The organism is Franconibacter helveticus LMG 23732 (assembly GCF_000463115.2).
In the GTDB taxonomy this organism is placed as follows: domain Bacteria; phylum Pseudomonadota; class Gammaproteobacteria; order Enterobacterales; family Enterobacteriaceae; genus Franconibacter; species Franconibacter helveticus.
Genome location: NZ_AWFX01000042.1, coordinates 189,343 through 209,402, shown reverse-complemented (window position 1 = coordinate 209,402; position 20,060 = coordinate 189,343). Strand labels below are relative to the sequence as shown.

Genomic DNA, 20,060 nt, shown 5'->3' with positions numbered 1-20,060 from the left:
CTTTGCGGCGCGTGGCGCGTCAAATCGTTCAAATCGTGATCTTTTTCGCTTTTTAGGAATTTACCGTGGTAAGCCGTAGACAGGCCAAAAAGAGCGTCTTATGGTTATATTGAATAATAAATCGGTAGCGAATATATATTCAAAGAGGAAACAAAAAATGAGACCGACCCTCTGCAAAACCGCCCTGCTTGCTTCATTCATCGCCCTGTCCACGCCGCTTTATGCCGCGGATAACGGGCTTATCGCCATTATTACGCCGTCGCACGACAACCCGTTTTTTAAAGCGGAAGCGGACGGCGCGGCCGCAAAAGCGAAGGAACTCGGATACACGACGCTGGTCGCTTCGCATGACGACGATGTGAACAAACAGAACCAGCTTATTGAGACGGCCATCGCCCGCAAGGCCAAAGCCATCATTCTTGATAACGCAGGCGCCGATGCCACCGTCGGCCCGCTGGAGAAAGCCAAAGCGGCAGGCGTTCCTGCGTTTCTTATCGACCGCGAAATCAATAAAACCGGCGTCGCCGTGGCGCAGATTGTTTCCAATAACTATCAGGGCGCGCAGCTCGGCGCGGAGAAGTTCGCAAAACTGCTTAACGGTAAAGGCAAGTATGTCGAACTGCTGGGACGCCAGTCTGACACAAACGCTCATGTGCGCTCGCAGGGTTATCACGATGTGCTGGACGATTACGGCGATATGCAAATGGTGGCGCAGCAAACCGCCAACTGGAGCCAGACCGAAGCCTTCAACCGCATGGAGGCAATCTTACAGACCAACCCGGAGATCGCCGGGGTGATTTCCGGCAACGACACCATGGCGCTTGGCGCCGAGGCGGCCCTTAAGGCGGCAGGCAAAACCCATGTCGTCGTGGTGGGCTTTGACGGCAGCGATTACGTGCGCGATTCCATCATCAATAAAGGCAACATCAAAGCCACGGTGCTTCAGCCCGGCTGGCAACAGGCGCAAATGGCGGTTGAACAGGCGGATTACTTCCTGAAAAACGGCAAAGCGCAAAAAGAGGAAAAACAGCTTATGGACTGCGTACTGATTGACGAGTCCAATGCCAGCAAGCTGAAAGTTTTCAATCTGAGCAAATAAGCGGAGGCGTTATGCGCTTAAAACAATGGGGTGTCGGAATGGTATGTTGCGCCGCCCTGTTGCTTACGGCCTGCCGGGTGGTGGATCTCGACGAGAACGGTAAACCGATTATTCCCGCCGATCCCAATGCCAGAGTGAGTTTTGAGAACCAGACGCCACAGCAGATCGCGCAACAAACCTGGAATGAACGCGTACAGACCGCAGCGCAGAGCCATGCGCTGGACGCATCCACCCTCGCCTCACAGGTGAAAAGCCTGCCCCCGGGCAAGAGCGAAAGCGTCTTTGTGCGGCTAAGCGGCAAAGTTGAACGTGTTGAAATCAGCAGCGAACGCGAGAAAAAGCTGGTGATAAGGGTCAACGGCGCGCCGCTGACGGTTCAAACCGGCCCGGTTATACGAGGCAACGCCATTCGCGACGCCGCCGGCTTTAAGTTTGAAGACTTCACCAACCAGGTGCAGTTCGCCCAGCTTTCACGCGCCTATAACCGCGAAGCGGCAAAACATCTGCCGCCAGTGGACGAGAGCTGGACGGGCAAGCCGGTTACGCTGCTTGCCGCTCTGACGCTAAAAGAGGGCGAAATGACGGATGCGGCGGCGCTGGATCTTAAACAGGAGGCGCAATAATGAGCGAACCACGGCAGGACGAGATTATCTTGCGCGCTCGCGGCATTTCAATGCTGTTTCCTGGCACGGTTGCGCTCGACAACGTGGACTACAACGTCTGGCGCGGCAAGGTAAATGTGATTATTGGCGAAAACGGCGCCGGCAAATCGACGCTGATGAAAATACTCGCGGGCGTACAACAACCGAGCCTTGGCGAAATGGTGTTAAACGGCGAAACAGTGCGCTTTACCAGCACGCGGGACGCGGCGCGTCACGGCATCGGCATGGTGCATCAGGAGCTCAACCTGTTTGAAAATTTAAGCGTAGCGGAGAACATCTTCCTGGGGCGCGAGCTACAGCGCGGCGTTGCGCCCATTAACGAAGCGGAGCAGGAAAAACGTACCGCTGACTTATTGAAACGGCTCGACCAGCCGGTTTCGCCCCGCGAACCGGTCGGTAATCTTAAAGTCGGCCAGCAGCAGCTGGTGGAGATAGCCAAAGCGCTGGCCGAAAACGCCGATATCCTGATCCTCGATGAACCGACCTCCGCGCTCAGTAAAACCGAGGTGGATATTCTCTTTCGCGTGATCCGCGAGCTGACCCGCCAGGGCGTCTCCATTATCTATATCTCTCACCGTCTTGAAGAGCTGATGGCCATTGGCGATGTCATTACTATTTTGCGCGACGGTAAATTTCAGGCCGAAGCCAGGGTGGCGGATATCGACGTGCCCTGGATAGTGCGCGAAATGCTGGGCAGCGACCCGGTTTCCACCTTTCTCACGCCGGGGCGCACTTTCGGCGCGCCGGTACTGGAGGTGGAGCATATTGACTGCGTGAATGCCGCGGGGGTAAGCGTGGTCAATGACGTGAGCTTTAACGTTCATGCCGGGGAAATCGTCGGTATTTACGGGCTTATGGGCGCCGGGCGTACCGAACTGTTTGAATGCCTACTCGGCACCGAGCGCAACTACCTGGGTAAGATCTGGCTCGACAGCAAGCCAGTGCCGCCGCGGCTTACCCCTGCCGAGCGTATCCGCATGGGGATGAGCCTGGTGCCGGAAGACCGCAAGCGCACCGGCATTTTCCCGGTCTCCTCGGTTGCCGGTAATCTGACCATCGCCAGCCTCTGGCGACGTTTGCAACGCGGGTTTGCTATTGCGCGCAAAGAAGAGGAAGCGGTAGTCGCAACCACCATTGGCCACCTCTCGATAAAGGTTTCTTCGCCACAAGTGGAGATCCAGGCGCTGAGCGGCGGCAATCAGCAAAAAGTGGTGATTGGCCGCTCGCTGCTGACCAATCCAAAAGTGCTGTTCCTGGATGAGCCAACCCGCGGTATCGACGTTGGCGCAAAAGCCGACGTTTTTCGCATGATGGTCAAGCTCTCTGAACAGGGCATCGCTGTTGTGTTCTCCACCTCCGATTTAAAAGAGATTATGGCGGTTTCAGACCGGATCCTGGTGATGTCCGGCGGCAAACTGACGGCTGATATTCCACGTGAGCAGGCCGAGGAGTCGGCGCTGGTTACGGCAAGTGCTCAGGGGTTCTGATATGAAGACGACCGATTCCGCGGCTTTCGCGCCGCGCCCTTCCGCCTGGACAGGATCAAAAGAAAGCGTTTTGTTGCTGCTGCTGAAACTGCGCACCTTTATTGCGCTGTTTCTGATTGTCGGCTTTTTTACCGTGATGGTGCCGGGCTTTTTGTCGGCGGGCAGCATGGTCATCATGATTAAACACATTGCCATAAACGCTTTTCTGGCGCTGGGCATTACTTTTGTGATCATCACGGCGGGTATCGATCTCTCTATTGGCGCGACGCTCGGCCTGTGCGGCATGATTGCCGGCTGGCTTATCACCAAAGGCATCGTGCTGCCGATGTTCGGCATCGCTATTTTTCCGAGCGTATGGGTGATAGTGCCGCTGGTGCTGTTGATTGGCGGACTTATCGGCGCGGTGAATGGCTGGATAATCACCCGCTATAACGTCGCGCCTTTTATCTGCACCCTCGGCACCATGTATGTGCTGCGCGGCGCGGCCATGCTGACGTCGGGCGGCGAAACCTTTCCCGGCCTTTCCGGCAACCCGCAGCTTGGCAACACAGGCTTTGACGAAATTGGCTCAGGCACCCTGCTCGGCATCCCCTGGGCTATCTGGATGATGATTGTGCTGGCGCTGGCTATCGCTTACGTCGCGCGCCGCCTGCCTTTTGGCCGTCATGTGTATGCTATTGGCGATAACGAACGCGCGGCGGAGCTTTCCGGCGTGAAAGTTAAACAAGTGAAAGTGTGGGTATATACCCTTTCCGGCTTTTGTGCGGCGATTGCGGGCATTGTGGTTTCGGCGCAACTGGTGGCGAGCCACCCGGCGAACGGCACCGCGTTCGAAATGAATGCGATAGCCGCCGTGGTGCTGGGCGGCACCTCGCTTGCCGGCGGGCGCGGCACGATTCTGGGCACGCTTATCGGCGCTTTTGTTATCGGCTTTCTGGCGGATGGCCTGGTGATGATGGGCGTAAGCGAGTTCTGGCAAATGGTCATTAAAGGCATCGTGATTATCGTCGCGGTGATCATCGACCAGTTGCAGAACCGGATGCAGCAGAAGGCGGCAGTTACCGCGCAGAAAGCGGCGATGGAAGGCCACAGATAAAATCCTTCCCGCTTAGCGGCGGGAAATCCTGGAGCGTTATTTTCAGCCGGAGAAACTATGGCCGCAGACAAAGACGTCATTATCGCCCTGGACGAAGGCACCACGAACGCCAAAGCTATCGCCCTGGATGGCGAAGGCAACATCCTTGCCCGCTTTTCAACACCGCTGACGCTGCAAACGCCGCGCGAAGGCTGGGTTGAGCAGTCTGGCGACATGCTGCTGTCAGCCTCTGTAACGGTGCTTGAGCAGGCCATCCGCGCCGTTGGCGCGCAGCGCATCGCGGGGCTTGCCATCAGTAACCAGCGGGAAACCGCGATTGGCTGGTATCGTCAGAGCGGCAAAACCCTGGGCCCGGCTATTAGCTGGCAGTGTTCGCGCACAGCGCCCTTTTGCGAGACGTTGCGCCAGCAGGGCGAGCGCCATGCGGTCCAGGCGCTCACCGGCTTGCCCATCGCCCCGCTCTTTTCGGGCAGTAAAATGCGCTGGCTGCTCGACAGCGTGCCGGAAGGCCGTGCGCTGGCGCAGCGCGGCGAGATCTGCCTTGGCACTATCGACAGCTGGCTGTTATGGAACCTCACCGCAGGAGAAGCCTTTTGCTGCGACGAGTCTAATGCCTCACGCACGCAGCTGTTTAACATTCATGAAGGTCGCTGGGATGAACGCCTGCTGCAACTTTTCGGCATTCCTCTGGCCGCGTTGCCGCAGGTATGCCCGACCAGTCATCGCTTCGGCCGCACAAAAGGCGTTGCCGGCATTCCCGACGGTATTCCGGTTCTGGCAATGGCAGGCGATTCCCATGCGGCGTTGTTCGGGCATGCGCTGGGTAAGCCGGGCTGCGTGAAAGCCACTTACGGAACAGGCTCTTCTGTTATGGCGCCGGTTTCTGTTGCGCAGGCGGAAATGACGACCCTTGCCACAACGGTGGCCTGGCATGACGGCGATAAGCGGGTATACGGACTTGAAGGAAATATTCCCCATACCGGCGATGCAGTGGCATGGCTGACCGACTGCACCGGGCTTGGCGAACTGGCGCCGGAAGCGCTCGCCGCTGCGCTTAATACCCTGCCTGCCAGCGTAGATTCCACCCTTGGCGTCTACTTTGTGCCTGCCCTTACCGGGCTTGGCGCCCCCTGGTGGGATGAACGCGCGCGAGGCAGCATCAGCGGCTTAAGCCGCGGCGTGAAGCGGGCGCATCTGGTGCGCGCCGCGCTGGAAGCCATTGCTTACCAGATTGCCGATGTGGTACTTGCCATGCGCCAGCACGCCGATTTCGAGCTTTCCGCCCTGATGGTGGATGGCGGGCCGACCCGCAACGACTGGCTGATGCAGTATCAGGCCGATCTGCTGGGCTGCACGGTAATGCGCAGCGACGTTGCGGAGCTTTCCGCCGTGGGCGCGGCGATTTTCGCCCGTAAAGCGCTGCATCCCGGGCGCTACGAGGAGCTGACGCGCTTTACCGCGCGCCACACCGCTTTTACGCCAGATATGGCGCGCCACGGGCGATTGCAAAAACGCTGGCAGGAGTGGCAGGCGGCAGTCGCGAAGGTGCGTAACGAGCAACACGGCTAATGGCTTTCTTCAGGCCAGGCGAAGCTTTTGTTACCGCTTCGCCCGCCTTTTGTTCCTTGCCAGGCAATAGACAGCGCTGACGCTGACTACTGTTTTTCATAAAAACATTAAGTATGTTGTAACTAAAGTAAGGGTAAAATAAAAGCGGACCGCTGTCCGCCTGCATTTATGCTTCGTTTTGTACGAGGCTCCTGGCTGTCGGGTAATCGGTTATCAGCACATCGATATAGTTCCCCACCAGCGCGCCGCGAATGGCGTTACGTTTTTCTTCGCCCCCTGCCAGCGCGATAACGTGCTTACAGTCGCGTATCTGCTGTAATTCCATGCCGATAACCGGATCTTCTTCCTGGCTCAGCACCGGCTTTCCCTGCGCGTCGTAATAATGCAGGCAAATATCCCCTACCGCTCCGCGCTTCGATAACAGCCTGAGCATCTCTTCGTGATAATAGTTGCCGGAATTTTTCAGCAGTTGCGAAGGCTCCAGCTCGCCAATGCCGACAATCGCCACATCCACATCGGCGAAGCGAGAAACCGCATCAGCGACTTCGGGGCTTTCAACCAGCCGCCTCTTCTCTTCCACCGAGCGCTCAATGCTCTGGGAAGGCAGCAGCCAGGCGGGACAATCCAGATGCGCCGCTAACTGTTGCGTAAGAATGGTCGCCTGAACGTTGCCGTTCGGCCCCACGCCGCCTAAAAGCTGGATAACGCCGCGGGCGCGAATGTTCTGCGGGTGCATCTCATCCACCATGCAGCGGATGGTGCTGCTCCAGGAAGAGATGCCAACAATATCTTCCGGTCGCAGGCGTGTTTCTACATAGTGCGCGGCCGCGCTGCCGATGGCATGTTTAATCTGCGCGTTACTCGGGTTGTCTCCCACATCCACAACGATAGCCTGGCGGATGCCGTACTGCTGCTCCAGCGCCTTTTCCAGCGAAACGAAAATATTGCCGGGTTGCACCACGGTGATTTTAACCAGCCCCTCTTTCTGGCAGCGGGTAAGCGCGCGGGAAACAAAAGATTGCGAAAGGTGCAGCAGCGCAGCGATATCCGACTGTTTCTTCCCTTCGGTGTAGTAAAGCGTGGCTATCTTAACCAGTAAACGCTGCTCATCCTGTTTTGACATAGTCTGCCCCTTGATTTGACGTCATTTATTTTTATTCATGCCTGAATAGATAACAAGGCAAGGTTGCGCTGCGCCAGCGGATGAATGTGAGCCTGGTCGCTTTTTCTCAAAATTGCCTCTTAAGGCATAGACAAAAGCGGCAGCCGGGCATATTTTTGAACTGTGAATATAAAATCATATATGAATATATATTCACAGCAGCAAACAAACAGTAAATGCATTACCTGAACCGGTAAAAGTCGCCCGTGGTTGTGACAACCGCCCGGCGCCCTTTTACGCCCCACCTGAATATATATTCAATGTGGATTTTAAATTCAAGTGCAGTAGACATGAGGTGCGTTATGAATCCTTTTATGCTCACGGTCGCTGAGCTGGAGAAGAAAGCCCGCGCGGTTCGTCGCCGCATTATCGTTCTGAACGCGGAAAGCCCGGCGGGCGGACACACCGGCGCGGATCTGTCGCAGGTGGAAATCCTCACCGCCCTTTACTTCCGCATCCTTAACTGCGCGCCCGACAGCATGGCGAGCGATGAGCGGGACATTTACATTCAGTCGAAAGGCCATGCCGTAGGCGGATATTACTGCGTGCTGGCAGAAGCGGGGTTTATTCCGGTTGAATGGCTGTCTACCTATCAACACGCCGATTCCCACCTCCCCGGCCACCCGGTGCGCCACAAAACGCCGGGCATAGAGCTGAATACCGGCGCGCTGGGTCATGGCCTGCCGGTCGCCGTCGGCATCGCGCTTGCCGCGAAGCGCAATCATAGCCAGCGCCGTGTTTTCGTGGTCACCGGCGATGGCGAACTGGCGGAAGGCAGCAACTGGGAAGCCGCGCTGGTCGCCGCCCATTATCAGCTCGATAACCTCATCATCATCAACGACAAAAACAGTCTGCAACTGGCCGGGCCGACGAAAGCGATCATGAACACCGACCCGCTGGACGCCAAATGGCGCGCTTTTGGGCTTGAGGTGACGGAATGCAACGGCAACAGCATGCAGGAAGTGGTTGATACGCTTGAAAATCTGAAGCCCAACGGCAAACCCCAGGTCATCATCGCGCATACCACAAAAGGCGCTGGCGTCTCTTTTATTCAGGGGCGTGCGGAATGGCACCACCGCGTGCCGAAAGAGCAAGAGATCGAACTGGCGCTGGAGGAACTGAAAGATGAGTAACAGCGAACATCTCGCAACGGTAATGGTTAATGCGTTTATTGACGCCGTCGAGCGCGGCGTTGACCTGGTGCCTGTCGTGGCGGACTCCACCTCGACGGCGAAAATCTCGCCTTTTATCCAGAAATTTCCCGACCGGCTGGTGAATGTCGGCATCGCCGAACAGACGCTGGTAGGCGCGGCGGCCGGGCTTGCCATCGGCGGTAAAATCGCCGTGACCTGCAACGCCGCGCCGTTTTTGATTTCACGCGCTAATGAGCAGATAAAAGTCGATGTTTGCTACAACAATACTAACGTCAAGCTGTTTGGTCTGAACGCCGGCGCCAGCTACGGGCCGCTCGCCAGTACCCATCACAGCATTGACGATATCGCCATCATGCGCGGCTTCGGCAACATCGAAATTTACGCGCCTTCCTGCCCGCTGGAATGCCGCCAGATAATTGATTACGCCCTTGATCACGACGGGCCGGTTTACATTCGTCTCGATGGCAAAGCGCTTCCCGTGTTGCATGACGAACATTACCGCTTCGAACCCGGAAAAATCGACGTGCTGCGCGAGGGAGAAGATATTGCCCTGGTGGCCATGGGTTCAACGGTGCACGAAATTGTCGATGCCGCCGCACACCTGGCGGATAAGGGTATTGAAGCGGCGGTAATCAGTGTACCGTCAATTCGTCCCTGCGATACGCAGCAGTTACTGGCGGCGCTTAAGCGCAGCAAGGCGGTGATTAGCGTTGAAGAGCACAACGTTAATGGCGGCGTTGGCAGCCTGGTGGCGGAGGTGCTGGCGGAAGCAGGTTGCGCTATCCCGCTGCGCAGGCTCGGCATTGCCGATGGCGATTACGCCATCGCCGCCGATCGCGCCTCGACGCGCAAGCGCCATGAGATCGACGCAGCAAGCGTGGCGCGTCACGCCGAACGGCTGTGCGCGAAGGCAGAACAAGAATAACAAAACAGTACAACGCGTAACCCTTTACTGGAGCAGCATTATGACCCGTATCCCCCAACAACTGACCATGGGCATTATTATCGGCAACCGCGGTTTCTTCCCAAGTTATCTGGTCGCGCAAGCCCGCCAGCAGGCGGTCACCCTCTTCGACCGGCTGGGCATCAACACCATTATGGTGGATGAAAACGAGACAGAGCTTGGCGGCGTAGAGACGCGCCAGGAAGCAAAGATATGCGCCGAACGCTTTCGCCAGCACCGCGACAGTATTCACGGCATCGTGGTGCTGCTGCCAAACTTCGGCGATGAAAAAGCGGTGGCGGAAGCCATTCGCCTTTCCGGCCTGAACGTGCCGGTGCTGGTACAGGCAGAAGAAGACAACCTCGACAAAAGGGGCCTCGCCACCCGCCGCGACAGCTTCTGCGGCAAAATTTCGCTCTGTAATAACCTTCGCCAGTACGGCATTCCTTTCACTCTTACCACGCAGCACGTTTGCGCGCTAACGGGCGACGCGTTTGAAAAAGATCTCAAGCGTTTTGCGCAGCTCTGCCGGGTCGTGAAAGCGATGCGCAGCGTTCGGGTTGGCGCCATTGGCGCGCGCCCTGCGGGCTTTAACACGGTGCGCTACAGTGAAAAGCTGCTGGAAAGAATGGGCGTGGCGGTCGAAACGCTCGATCTCTCTGAGGTGTTTACCCGCGTCAGGCTACTGCGCGATGACGATATCCGGGTGGAAGAAAAGCGCCGCGTACTGGTCGATAACGCCGACGCGAGCGCCATTCCAGCGGAAAAACTGGTGACGATGGCGAAGCTTTTTGTAGTGATAAGCGAATGGGTGATCGCCAACGATATCGACACCACCGCCATCCAGTGCTGGACCTCGCTCCAGGAGAATCTTGGCATTAACGTCTGCTCGATTATGAGCGTGATGTCGGGGCAACTGATGCCCAGCGCCTGCGAAGTTGACGTTATGGGCGCGCTTTCCATGTACGCGCTGGCGAGCTGTTCGCTCAGCCCCGCCTCTATTGCCGACTGGAACAATAACTTTGGCGACGAGCGCGACAAATGCGTGCTGTTCCACTGCGGCAACTTCCCGAGCGCCAGCCTGGAAAGCCCGGCGATGGGCACAGCGGATATTATCGGCACCACCGTCGGCAAAGAGAACACCTGCGGCGCGGTGCATGGCCGTCTTAAAAGCGGGCCGATGACGTACTTTCGCCTGAGCACCGACGATTTAACCGGTGAGATACGCGCGTATGTGGGTGAAGGACAATCGGTGGACGATCCGCTTGATACCGTAGGTTGCCGCGCAGTGGTGCAGGTGCCGCAGCTGGAGGGGCTGCTGGCGTGGATCTGCAACAACGGCTTCGAACACCATGTGGCGATGAACCACTCCGCCACAGCGAAGGTGCTGCATGAAGCCTTCACCCGTTATCTGGGCATTACCACCTATTATCATCAGCCAGCCAGCGCCTGATGCCATTTCGCCGGATACCGCATGGAAGCGTGACCGGCTTGCAGGGTGGGTTCCACCACTGAAGCAGACTTGCTCCCGCCCGCGGACGGGAGCTTTTTTATCAGAAGTCGTAGCTCATCGAGACTTTCAGCGTACGCGGCGCGCCCTGGTAGATATAGAAGCCGTTGCTTTCCACATTCGACCAGTATTTCTCGTTGGTAACGTTATCCAGCCCAACCCGCCACACCATTTCGTTTTGATCCTGGTTCAGACGCATTTTGTAGCGCATTCCCAGGTCCAGCGTAGTAAAGCTGTCGAGTTTTTTGGTATTGGCGGCATTCACATACTGCGACCCGCTGTGGTTGAGGCTGGCGGTCGCCGTTAACCCTTCCACCGGCTTGATATCGTACTCCGCCCCCAGCGCGGCGATGAAGTTCGGCACGCCGACGGCGTCATTGCCGTCGTTCAGGCCGTCTTTGGTTTTAGTCAGCTCCGGCTCAAGCCAGGTGGCGCTGCCGTTCAGGCGTACACCCGCCACAGGCTCGCCGAAAAGATTAAGCTCAATCCCGCGGTTACGCTGCTCGCCGTCCAGCGCGTAGATTTTGGTCACGCTGTCCTGGAAGGCCGAAGGCTGCTTGATTTCAAACAGCGCCAGCGACCCGCCGACGCGCCCGAAATCCACCTTCACGCCCACTTCGTTTTGTTTTGAATGGATGACGCCTGTGCTATGGCCATAGTTGGCGGCGCCCTGCGGCGCGCTGCTGCCTGGCTGCAACGCCTCGGTATGGTTCGCATAGAGCGACACCGTCTGCCACGGCTTATAGACAATGCCGTACGTCGGCATCCAGCGGTCTTCATTAAAGCGTGAATCTTGCTTTTCCGCGCCCGTATTGTTGTCGTAACTGCGCACCACCACTTTTTGATAACGCGCGCCCAGGGTGAGCTGCACGGTATCCTCCAGCACGCCGAGGGTATCGCTCAGCAGCCAGCCCTGACTGCGGGTGCGCCCCGTGGTCAGCGGGTCGTAATATTCGCCGGCGAAAGTGGCGTTAGCAGGCTTGTTGACCGGGTTGGTGTCGTAAATATTGGTGGTGGGGTTCACTTTCGATGAGCGCCAGGCGATTTTGTCCCGGTGCGTCATCGCAGAGTAACCCACGTTGGTTTTATGGCTGATAAAGCCCGTATCGAAGCGACCACGAATGCCCGCCATACCGCTGAAATTATCAATAATGCGGTTGGTGTCGAGGCGGCTGATGGTGGCGTCGCCGTCGGCGTTGGTGATTTTCGGTACGCCATAAAGACCGATTTCATGAGAGTGCTGGCCGCCGACACCGGCATACGCCGTCCAGCCGTCAACAAGATCATATTCCGCGCGCGCCAGAGCGAATTCGCTTTCGATGTCGCTGAACGCCCACTGCTGGCTGTAGTTATGGGTGGCGTCCGGCACTTCAGGAATGAAGTTTACGCCGCTCACGTTCACCCCCAGGCGGCCGCCGTGAAAGGTTTGCTTCTGATAACCCATGTCCAGCGAGGTGCGCAGGCGATCGCCGCGGTAGTCAAGACCCAGCGAAGCCTGCGTCGTGCGGCGGTGTTCGCCGTGAACGGCGGTATCGCCTTCGCGGTGCACAAGGTTAACCCGCGCGCCGAACTGGTTGTTGTCGCCAAAGCGACGGCCCGCGTCCACCGAGCCGCCAACCTGAGAAGAAGAGGTGTAATCCACGCCGACGCGGGTCAGCGGCAAATCATCGGCATGCTTCGGCTCAAGGTTAATCATGCCGCCCACGCCCGATGACGCCGCGCCGTTGACCAGCGAATTGGCCCCTTTGAACACCTCCACCCGCTCGATCATCGACAGGCCCACCACCTGGCGCGGCAACACGCCTGCCAGACCGCCAATGGTGATATCGTCGCCGTTAAGCTGGAACCCGCGAATACGGTAGGTTTCCTGGAAGTTGCCGAAGCCTTGTACGTTCTGCACGCTGGCGTCGTTACGCACCACATCGGCAATGCTTTTCGCCTGCTGATCTTCAATCAGCTTCGAGGTGTAACTGATGACGTTGAAAGGCACATCCATGGCGTTTTGCTCGCCAAGCATTCCCAGGCGGCCGCCGTGCGCCACCTGACCGTCAAGATAAGCCGGAACCGGGGTGTCGCCGCCCGGCGTAAAGTCATTCTGCGGGGCGGCCTGCACCACCACCGTATCTTCCTGATTAGCCGGTTCATCCGTGGCGGCAGCGGCATGCGCTACCTGGGTTGCCGCGCCGACAGCCAGCGCCAGCAGCGTTTTACGTAACGGTGTGCTTTTCATTTCTGGTGTTTACCTTGCTGTAAAATGCGCAATAAAAGGCCCGTTGCCGGGCCGAAAAAGTTAAAGCGAAATACGAACGACGCTGTCCAGACCTTTCGTGGAGTGGTCTTTGTTAAACGGCTGTTTTACGGTGACATAAAGCGTCTGGCCGTCGGCGGAAAGCAGCAGGCTGTTGGGGTTCGGTTTGAGATCCCAGCTCTGCTTAACCTTATAGGTGGTGGCGTCAAGACTCAGCAGCTTGCCGGATTCACGCTGGGTGAGATAAAGCTCGTTGCGTTTCGCGTTGAACTTCACCGCCAGCGAGTCGCCGAGGTCGAGCTGTTTAATGATGCTGCCGCTGCGGATATCCAGCACCAGCGTGGTTTTCGCTCTGGAATTATCGGTAACGAACAGGCGGCCGGTCGCCGGGTCTTCCGCCATGTTGAGCAGCAGGGCCTCTTTGTCACCAAGCGGCTTCCAGCGTTTTTCGATGCGGTTGTTGCGCGGGTTAATCACCAGAATTTCGCCGCCACCGTTTGCCGCGTACAGACGCCTGGTGGTTGCAGAGAAGTGCAGGCCGGTGACCCATTTGCCTGCGTTTTTAATACGCGCTTTAAGCTTCAGCGTTTCGGCATCCACCACCCAGATAACCGCCGGGTCGCCTACGCCGCCGACGTAAAGCAGCCCGTCGTGCCAGATGATTTCGCGCGCGCCATAGGGAAAGCCTTTCTCGTTGCGCTCGCTAAACAGCAGACGACCTTTCACTTTGCCGCTGGCGGTATCAATGGCGCTGATGCCGCCATCGAGCGAGTTGGTAACAAACAGCGTTTTGCCTTCAGGATCCTGCGTCGCGCCAAAGTTTTTCAAATCGGTATGCGCTTCACCCAGCGTGTTTAAGGTCTTCGGATCCAGCTTATAAACCACTCCGCCCTGCACATCCTTGAACGATTGCGCGGTCGCCACGTAAATCGCGTGATTCGCCGGGTTTTCCACCAGCTCATAAACGCCATTAGCCAGTTCGCGTTGCTTCAGGTTGGCGTTCTGCGGCGCGTTAACCGCAGGGGCGGCGGCAGCTTGCGGTTGGGATGGCTTTTGCGCAGCGCAGCCGCCGAGCGTAAAGAGAGCCAGCAGCGCCAGAGCGCAGGGTTTCATGGTCATGACACGTCTTTCCTTTTTTAAAAGCGGCACGGGGTGCCATCTGCGCCGCCACTGGCGCGGCGATCGTTATTTTTTAGCGTGTTACAGCAGCGGAAATGAAACCGCTTCCATAGAAAATGAGAATCATACGCATAATCATTAACTATTAAAAGCGTAAAAAATGCAGGGGAAAATCAGGCGCGCAACGAAGATATATCTTAAAAACCGCCTGGCTTATCCACGCCCTTGCTGAGGCTTTCTATACTCTTGCGTCGGAGGAAATCATGAAACGACTCTTTTTATCGCTTTTTACCAGCCCGGAAAAACTGCTACAGGTTATCAGTCACGAAGAGATTCAGGACTCCATTGACGACGGGGATCGCATCCTGATTGACGAAGACGGCAACGCGTCGGTGAATATTCATTGCAAGGCGGTACAGGAAGATTTTGCCCGCCATATCGAAGCACTAAAGCGAGCCTGAGATGGGAACAGCAATTTTTATGGTGTTAATGGTGTGCGGTTACTGGTACACCAGCCGGGATCTCTCTACCCGGTTTCAGTTCAAACGCACGTCCGGCTGGGACGTCTACTTTCTGGTGGCGCTGAACGGCTGTATTTTCGTTCTGCAAGGCATTCTCGCTACCGCCATCCTCTGGCTACTGCTGCTGTTGACGTCGCTCACCATGAACGAGCTCCCTCAGTGGTTTGGCCCGGGCGAGTATCGCTACCACATGACATTTATGAACTGGAGCTTTCTTGGCATCCAGGCGCCCGTGGTGGTTATGCTCGCCTTCGCTATTCTCTTCTGCCTCTACCGCTCTAACTGGGCGCGCAGCGCAAGGCTCGACAGCGCCGCGCGACGGGAGCTTTACAAGCATCTTTCCCGGGCGAACGGCGTGGAAGGGCTGCTGTATCAGTGCATGGAGCAAGGAGAGCTGGCATGGGTGACGATGAAATCGCAGCGGATCTACATCGGCATGATCCATACCGCCACCTTCGACCGGGAAGACGCCAATAACATCGTTTTGATTCCGATGCTGAGCGGCTACCGCGATCACCAGACGCTGGATTTGCGCGTTGAACATAACTACAGCGCCTGGTATGCGCGCCATAACATCTCGCTGACTTCTGAGCCGCGCACCGCGCTCGATTTCCGCAAGGTGATTTTGCTCGACCAGATCGAAAGCCTCTCCTTATTTGAGCCTTCACAGACCTTCTCGTTCGCCATGCGCCAGGAGCAAGAGGACCCCAAAGCCTGACCCTACCTCGGGCGAGCAAACCCGCTCGCCCGTGACTACCGCACTCTCTCCACCGCCGCCGCGTTTATACTGCCTTTACCTTCCTGCCCACGCTTTTTATGCTTTTTTTACGACGTCATGGCGCAAAAAAAGCCAGACTAGCCTTACCGCCGAAAGGCATCACCAAAGACCCTGCTATGACGACAAAAATCGTGCGAGGCCGGTTCAAAAAACCTGCCGCCACCCGTGCCTCTACACCGGAGCCCGCCATGTTTTCGATGCTGTTTCACGCCGACTTGCTGGCGCAGCGCTACGCGCCTGCCGCCATGACTTTCGCGCAAGAGGCCCGGGCTTATCTGCGGGAACATCCCCAAACCGAGGCTATCGACATTTATCTTTATGACTGCCACGGCAGGCCGCGCGGTAAGAAAATTGGCGTGGACGCGCTGCTGTCTCTTGAGGAAGGGTGTTATTTCCCGCTCTCGCTTTACGCCACGGAATTAGAAGGCCAGATTGCCCACGTCGCCAACGATACGCTTTCCACTACCGAGCCGGATCGCCTTTGCCTGCCGGTGCCGGGCACATTAAAGCCTTGCGCCAAAGACCCGGCGCGTTACGCGCAGTTGCAGATGACCATGCGCGAGCCGGACGGCGCGCCCTGTCCGCTTGAGCCGCGCGTGATCCTGCAAAAGATGCTGGCGACCTTTCACCAGCGCGGCCTTTACCCGGTTATCGCGCCGGAAATGGAGTTCTACCTTAGCGAAACGCCGGAAGAAGCGGCCGCGAGCGGCTGCCCGTTTTTGAATATTGACGGCGCGCCCGCCGCCGCTGCGCTGCTTGCCGAGATAGAACATCACGCCGGACTACAGGAGCGCGGGCTGACAGGCATCGTTGCCGAGGCGGGCAGCGGGCAGTATGAGCTGAACTTTCGTCATACGGATAATCTCCTCGCCGCCTGCGATAACCTGCTCGCCATGAAGCGGCTCATTCGCCAGCTTGCGCAAGCGCGCCACCATAGCGCGACATTTATGGCGAAACCCCATAGCGACAAAGCGGGCAGCGGCATGCATTTTCACATCAGCCTGAACAACGCGCAGGGCGCTAATCTTTTCGCCGGCGCCCCCGATGCGTTGCCAGAAATCATGCAGCACGCCATGGCGGGACTGCTGGCGCTGATGCCCGCTTCGCTTGCCCTGCTGGCGCCGAATGTCAACGCCTGGCGAAGGTTACGACCCTTGCTGGCCGCGCCCCGATTTTCAGGCTGGGGGCATAACAATCGCGCCACGGCTATCCGCATTCCCTGCGCATCGGCTAAAGCGCAGCGGTTCGAATACCGTCTGGCCGGCTCCGACGCTAACCCGTATCTGGCGGTGGCCGCGCTGCTCGCCGCTATGCTTTACGGAATGGATAAAATGCCGGGCCTGCCGCCTGCCGACGCCAGCCCGCCGCCCCTGCCTGCGAACCAGCACCACGCACTGACGCTCTTCGCGCTTTCCCCCTGGCTGCGTGAACAGCTTGGCGAGGAGTTCACCCGCCTGTGGCTTATCAGCAAGCAAGAAGAGCTGGCGCGCTTTGAGCATCAGGTCACCGAAGCGGAAAAAGCCTGGCAACTTTAACGCCGCATCTATCCATCAGGAGAAGCTATGTCCCGACTCATCATGGCGAGCAACCAGTGCGACGTCATAAGCCATTCGCCCCTGCGCCCGCTTAGCGAAACGCTGTTTGGGGTGGCGAAACAAAAAAATGCCCTCTGGCTGGGATGGAGCGGCGAAATCAGTAAAGACGACAAACGCAGCATCCGCCAGCGCGAACTGGCGGAGTGCGAACTCTGTAGCTGGAGCCTTACGGCTGAGGAATATGGCGATTACTATCACGGCTATGTGCATAAACAGCTGTGGCCGGTTTTCCATAACCGCCCGGATCTCGCGGTTTTCCAGTCCGGCGCGTTTGAAGCTTACCGGCGCTATAACGAAAGGGTGGCTGAACAAATAGCCGATCATCTTTGCCCTGACGATAGCGTCTGGGTGCATGATTATCATCTGATGGGGGTGGCGAGGAACCTGAAAGAAGCCGGGTACTTAAACCGCTGCGGCTTTTTTTTGCATCACGCTTTTCCGCCGGGGGAGATCTTCCGCGCCCTGCCAGAGCATGACTGGCTGATGCAGTCGTTGTTTTATTATGACCTGGTGGGCTTTCAGTCGCGCAACGACGCCAGCCACTTCGTCACCTGGATCTCCCGGCGTTACCGCACGGAAAAAGTCTCTGAAACGCTTTTTCGTGTCAACGGCCATCTGCTGCGGGTGGGCGTGTTTCCCTGTGGCGTCGCCGCTTCGCCGCCGCCTGCCGGGGTGCGAAAGGAACGGCCGCGGTGGGTGGTCAGCACCGATGTCATCAGCGACGCCAGCGGCATCGCCTGGCGTCTTGCCGCGCTGCGTCAGCTGCTTGAGCAACACCCTCAGTATCTGCATGACGTCACGCTGGTTCAGGTTTCGGACCCGTCCCGGGCGTCGCCCTGCTTTACGCCAGGCTTGCGCCACCAGCTCGAACGACTCTGCGGCGAACTGAACGGCAGCTATGGCGATTTCGACTGGTCGCCGGTGAACTATTTGCATAACGACACGCCGGAAACGGCGCGCCGCGAATCGCTTTACAGCCAGTCCTGCATCGGGTTGTTTACCCCGTTCTGCGAAGGGATGTCGCTTGAGGCGAAAAAATATGTGCTGGCGCAAGACCCGGCGGACCCCGGGGTGCTTATCCTTTCGCACTTTACCGGCGCGGCGGAGCAGCTTCACGACGCGCTGCTCGTCAACCCCTATGACGCAGGCGAACTCAGCGAAGCACTGCACTGCGCGCTTTCAATGCCGCTTGCGGAGCGTAAAAGGCGCCATCAACAGCTGCGCCAGCAAATATGCCATTACAACCATCACTGGTGGGCCAGCGGGTTTCTTAACGCGCTGGAGGCCGACACCGAAACGGTGCCGGATCCTTTTTTCTTGCCCGCGCACCGCCTGTTCGCCTCGCCTGGCCGTTACTGATGTTCCCTGTCTGTATCGCTTTCTGAACAACCCGGCGACAACGCCGGGCTACCCGTTTCGTTTCCCGCCGCCGCGCAATTTTTCATCACAGTTTATCCACAGGCGCTTTTACCAACACTTTATCCACAGTCCGGGCTGTTATCTTAAAGATCCGGTGGGCTACTTTTTAACCGCTTAAACGGCGTTTTGGATCTGTTTAGATCCTCTGCTGCCGCAGATGGCTTGCGCTGTGGGGGAATACGATCGTGTTGGATTCACAGAATCGAAAATCCGTGCGTGGGTTGTGTAAATAGCGTGGTTAATTTAACGAAGCGCTAAGCCTGCATAACGACTGGTGAATTTAACGAAGCGACAGCCCGGCGCAGGTTACAGGATTTATCTTTTCTGTTCCAGTTGGTTCACAAAAATAGCTGTAAAGATGAAATTACACTGCTTGTAACTGCTGTTTGACGCAGCGGCGCTAATCCCTTACCCTTCGCGCCATTATTTTTTGTGAATGTTATTTCAGAGGAAAGCGTGAAGAACCGCACTCTTGGCAGTGTTTTCATCGTGGCGGGCACCACCATCGGCGCAGGGATGCTGGCTATGCCGCTTGCCAGCGCAGGCGTGGGCATGGGCGTTACGTTATTGTTGCTGATCGGCATGTGGGCGCTGATGTGCTACACCGCCCTGCTGCTGGTGGAAGTGTATCAGCACGTCCCGGCGGATACCGGCCTTGGCACGCTGGCGCGCCGTTACCTGGGACGGCCCGGCCAGTGGCTCGCCGGCTTTAGCATGCTGTTTTTGATGTATGCCCTGACGGCGGCCTACATCAGCGGCGCGGGCGAACTGCTGGCGGCGAGTCTCAGCGACTGGTTTGATCTCGCGCTTACCCCCTCTTCCGGCGTGCTGCTGTTTACGCTGGTTGCCGGCGGCATAGTTTGCATTGGCACCGCCATGGTCGACATGTTCAACCGCCTGCTGTTCAGCGCCAAAATAGTGCTTCTCATCGTTATGCTGGCGCTGCTGATGCCGCACGTTCATCAGGCGAATCTGCTGTCGATGCCGCTTTCCCAGGGGCTTGCCTTTTCTGCCATTCCGGTGATTTTTACCTCTTTTGGCTTTCACGGCAGCGTGCCGAGCATCGTCAGCTACCTGAACGGCGATATTCGCAAACTGCGCCTGGTGTTTATTACCGGCAGCGCCATTCCGCTTGTCGCCTATATTTTCTGGCAGCTGGCGACGCTTGGCGCTATCGACGCCGCCACCTTTAACCAGCTGCTGGCGAACCACGCCGGGCTGAACGGCCTGTTGCAGGCGGTGCGCCAGGTCGTCGCTTCACCGCACGTTGAGCTGGCGGTGCATCTGTTTGCGGATCTGGCGCTGGCGACCTCGTTTCTTGGCGTCTCTCTCGGGCTGTTTGATTATCTGAGCGATATGTTCCAGCGCAGTCGTAAAGCCAGCGGTCGTCTGCAAAGCGGACTTATCACGTTTCTCCCGCCGCTCGCTTTCGCGCTTTTCTATCCGCAGGGCTTTGTGATGGCGCTCGGCTACGCAGGGGTGGCGCTGGCGATTCTGGCGTTAATTATTCCGGCGCTGCTGGTGTGGAAAAGCCGCCAGCAGACGGCCGTTTCCTCATGGCGGGTTGCGGGCGGCAGGCCGTTGTTGCTGCTGGTTGTCGCCTGCGGCGTGGGGGTCATCGCCATTCAGGCGCTGATGGCTTTTGGTCTGTTGCCTGAGGTGGGATAAAGCAATACCGCTTTGCAGGTTATCGCGGGT

General features: G+C 57.6%; 16 protein-coding genes. 13 read left to right on the top strand and 3 right to left on the bottom strand.

Annotation, left to right across the window (positions count from 1 at the left end; translation table 11 throughout):
* Positions 1 to 157 precede the first annotated feature (157 nt).
* From DW56_RS11280 to DW56_RS11260, 5 genes are read left to right on the top strand one after another with little or no spacing between them, the layout of a single operon-like run.
* Entirely contained in the window at positions 158 to 1,099 is a 942-nt protein-coding gene (locus DW56_RS11280) for a D-ribose ABC transporter substrate-binding protein (RefSeq protein WP_024561914.1), read from the top strand.
* Positions 1,100 to 1,110: 11 nt separating this feature from the next.
* Positions 1,111 to 1,722 (top strand): DUF2291 family protein, encoded by a 612-nt coding sequence (locus DW56_RS11275; protein WP_024555163.1) that lies wholly within the window; start codon positions 1,111 to 1,113, stop codon positions 1,720 to 1,722.
* Positions 1,722 to 3,248 carry a sugar ABC transporter ATP-binding protein gene (locus DW56_RS11270; protein WP_024555162.1) on the top strand — a complete coding sequence of 509 codons (1,527 nt, stop codon included), beginning with the start codon at positions 1,722 to 1,724 and terminating at the stop codon, positions 3,246 to 3,248. Before DW56_RS11275 ends, DW56_RS11270 begins: the two co-directional genes overlap by 1 nt.
* A 1-nt stretch (position 3,249) precedes the next feature.
* The gene (locus DW56_RS11265) at positions 3,250 to 4,344 is read left to right on the top strand and encodes an ABC transporter permease (RefSeq protein ID WP_024555161.1); all 1,095 of its coding nucleotides are present in this window, start codon (positions 3,250 to 3,252) and stop codon (positions 4,342 to 4,344) included.
* A gap of 57 nt (positions 4,345 to 4,401) precedes the next feature.
* Entirely contained in the window at positions 4,402 to 5,913 is a 1,512-nt protein-coding gene (locus DW56_RS11260) for an FGGY family carbohydrate kinase (protein WP_024561913.1), read from the top strand.
* A gap of 166 nt (positions 5,914 to 6,079) precedes the next feature.
* On the opposite strand, the gene DW56_RS11255 is transcribed toward DW56_RS11260, so the two are convergent.
* Positions 6,080 to 7,036: a sugar-binding transcriptional regulator gene (locus DW56_RS11255; RefSeq protein WP_024553118.1), complete on the bottom strand. Its 957-nt coding sequence runs from the start codon at positions 7,034 to 7,036 to the stop codon at positions 6,080 to 6,082.
* A 341-nt stretch (positions 7,037 to 7,377) separates the two neighbouring features.
* On the opposite strand from DW56_RS11255, the gene DW56_RS11250 reads away from it, so the two are divergent.
* Genes DW56_RS11250 through DW56_RS11240 form a run of 3 tightly spaced genes read left to right on the top strand, consistent with a single transcriptional unit; the run spans position 7,378 to position 10,625 of the window.
* A complete protein-coding gene (locus DW56_RS11250) occupies positions 7,378 to 8,208 on the top strand; it encodes a transketolase (protein ID WP_024553117.1) in 831 nt (276 codons plus the stop codon).
* Complete coding sequence (locus DW56_RS11245) at positions 8,201 to 9,154, top strand: transketolase family protein (RefSeq protein ID WP_024553116.1); 954 nt, start codon at positions 8,201 to 8,203, stop codon at positions 9,152 to 9,154. Before DW56_RS11250 ends, DW56_RS11245 begins: the two co-directional genes overlap by 8 nt.
* A gap of 40 nt (positions 9,155 to 9,194) precedes the next feature.
* Positions 9,195 to 10,625 carry an L-fucose/L-arabinose isomerase family protein gene (locus tag DW56_RS11240; RefSeq protein ID WP_029589814.1) on the top strand — a complete coding sequence of 477 codons (1,431 nt, stop codon included), beginning with the start codon at positions 9,195 to 9,197 and terminating at the stop codon, positions 10,623 to 10,625.
* 100 nt (positions 10,626 to 10,725) lie between these two features.
* Here the strand turns inward: DW56_RS11240 and DW56_RS11235 are convergent, their stop codons facing one another.
* Both DW56_RS11235 and DW56_RS11230 read right to left on the bottom strand, forming a co-directional pair.
* Complete coding sequence (locus DW56_RS11235; protein WP_024553114.1) at positions 10,726 to 12,912, bottom strand: TonB-dependent receptor; 2,187 nt, start codon at positions 12,910 to 12,912, stop codon at positions 10,726 to 10,728.
* Positions 12,913 to 12,972: 60 nt separating this feature from the next.
* Positions 12,973 to 14,049, bottom strand: coding sequence for a YncE family protein (locus DW56_RS11230; RefSeq protein WP_024553113.1), 1,077 nt, complete (start codon positions 14,047 to 14,049; stop codon positions 12,973 to 12,975).
* 263 nt (positions 14,050 to 14,312) lie between these two features.
* Here DW56_RS11230 and DW56_RS11225 point away from each other — a divergent pair, with 263 nt between their 5' ends.
* From DW56_RS11225 to tyrP, 5 genes are all read left to right on the top strand, one after another.
* On the top strand, positions 14,313 to 14,510 hold the full coding sequence (locus tag DW56_RS11225) for a hypothetical protein (RefSeq protein ID WP_024553112.1): 198 nt from the start codon (positions 14,313 to 14,315) through the stop codon (positions 14,508 to 14,510).
* A gap of 1 nt (position 14,511) precedes the next feature.
* On the top strand, positions 14,512 to 15,288 hold the full coding sequence (locus tag DW56_RS11220; RefSeq protein WP_024553111.1) for a hypothetical protein: 777 nt from the start codon (positions 14,512 to 14,514) through the stop codon (positions 15,286 to 15,288).
* 248 nt (positions 15,289 to 15,536) lie between these two features.
* Entirely contained in the window at positions 15,537 to 16,883 is a 1,347-nt protein-coding gene (locus tag DW56_RS11215; protein WP_024553110.1) for a glutamine synthetase family protein, read from the top strand.
* A gap of 27 nt (positions 16,884 to 16,910) precedes the next feature.
* On the top strand, positions 16,911 to 18,302 hold the full coding sequence (locus DW56_RS11210; RefSeq protein WP_024553109.1) for an alpha,alpha-trehalose-phosphate synthase (UDP-forming): 1,392 nt from the start codon (positions 16,911 to 16,913) through the stop codon (positions 18,300 to 18,302).
* 516 nt (positions 18,303 to 18,818) lie between these two features.
* Positions 18,819 to 20,030, top strand: coding sequence for a tyrosine transporter TyrP (tyrP, locus tag DW56_RS11205; protein WP_024553108.1), 1,212 nt, complete (start codon positions 18,819 to 18,821; stop codon positions 20,028 to 20,030).
* The last annotated feature ends 30 nt before the right edge of the window (positions 20,031 to 20,060 follow it).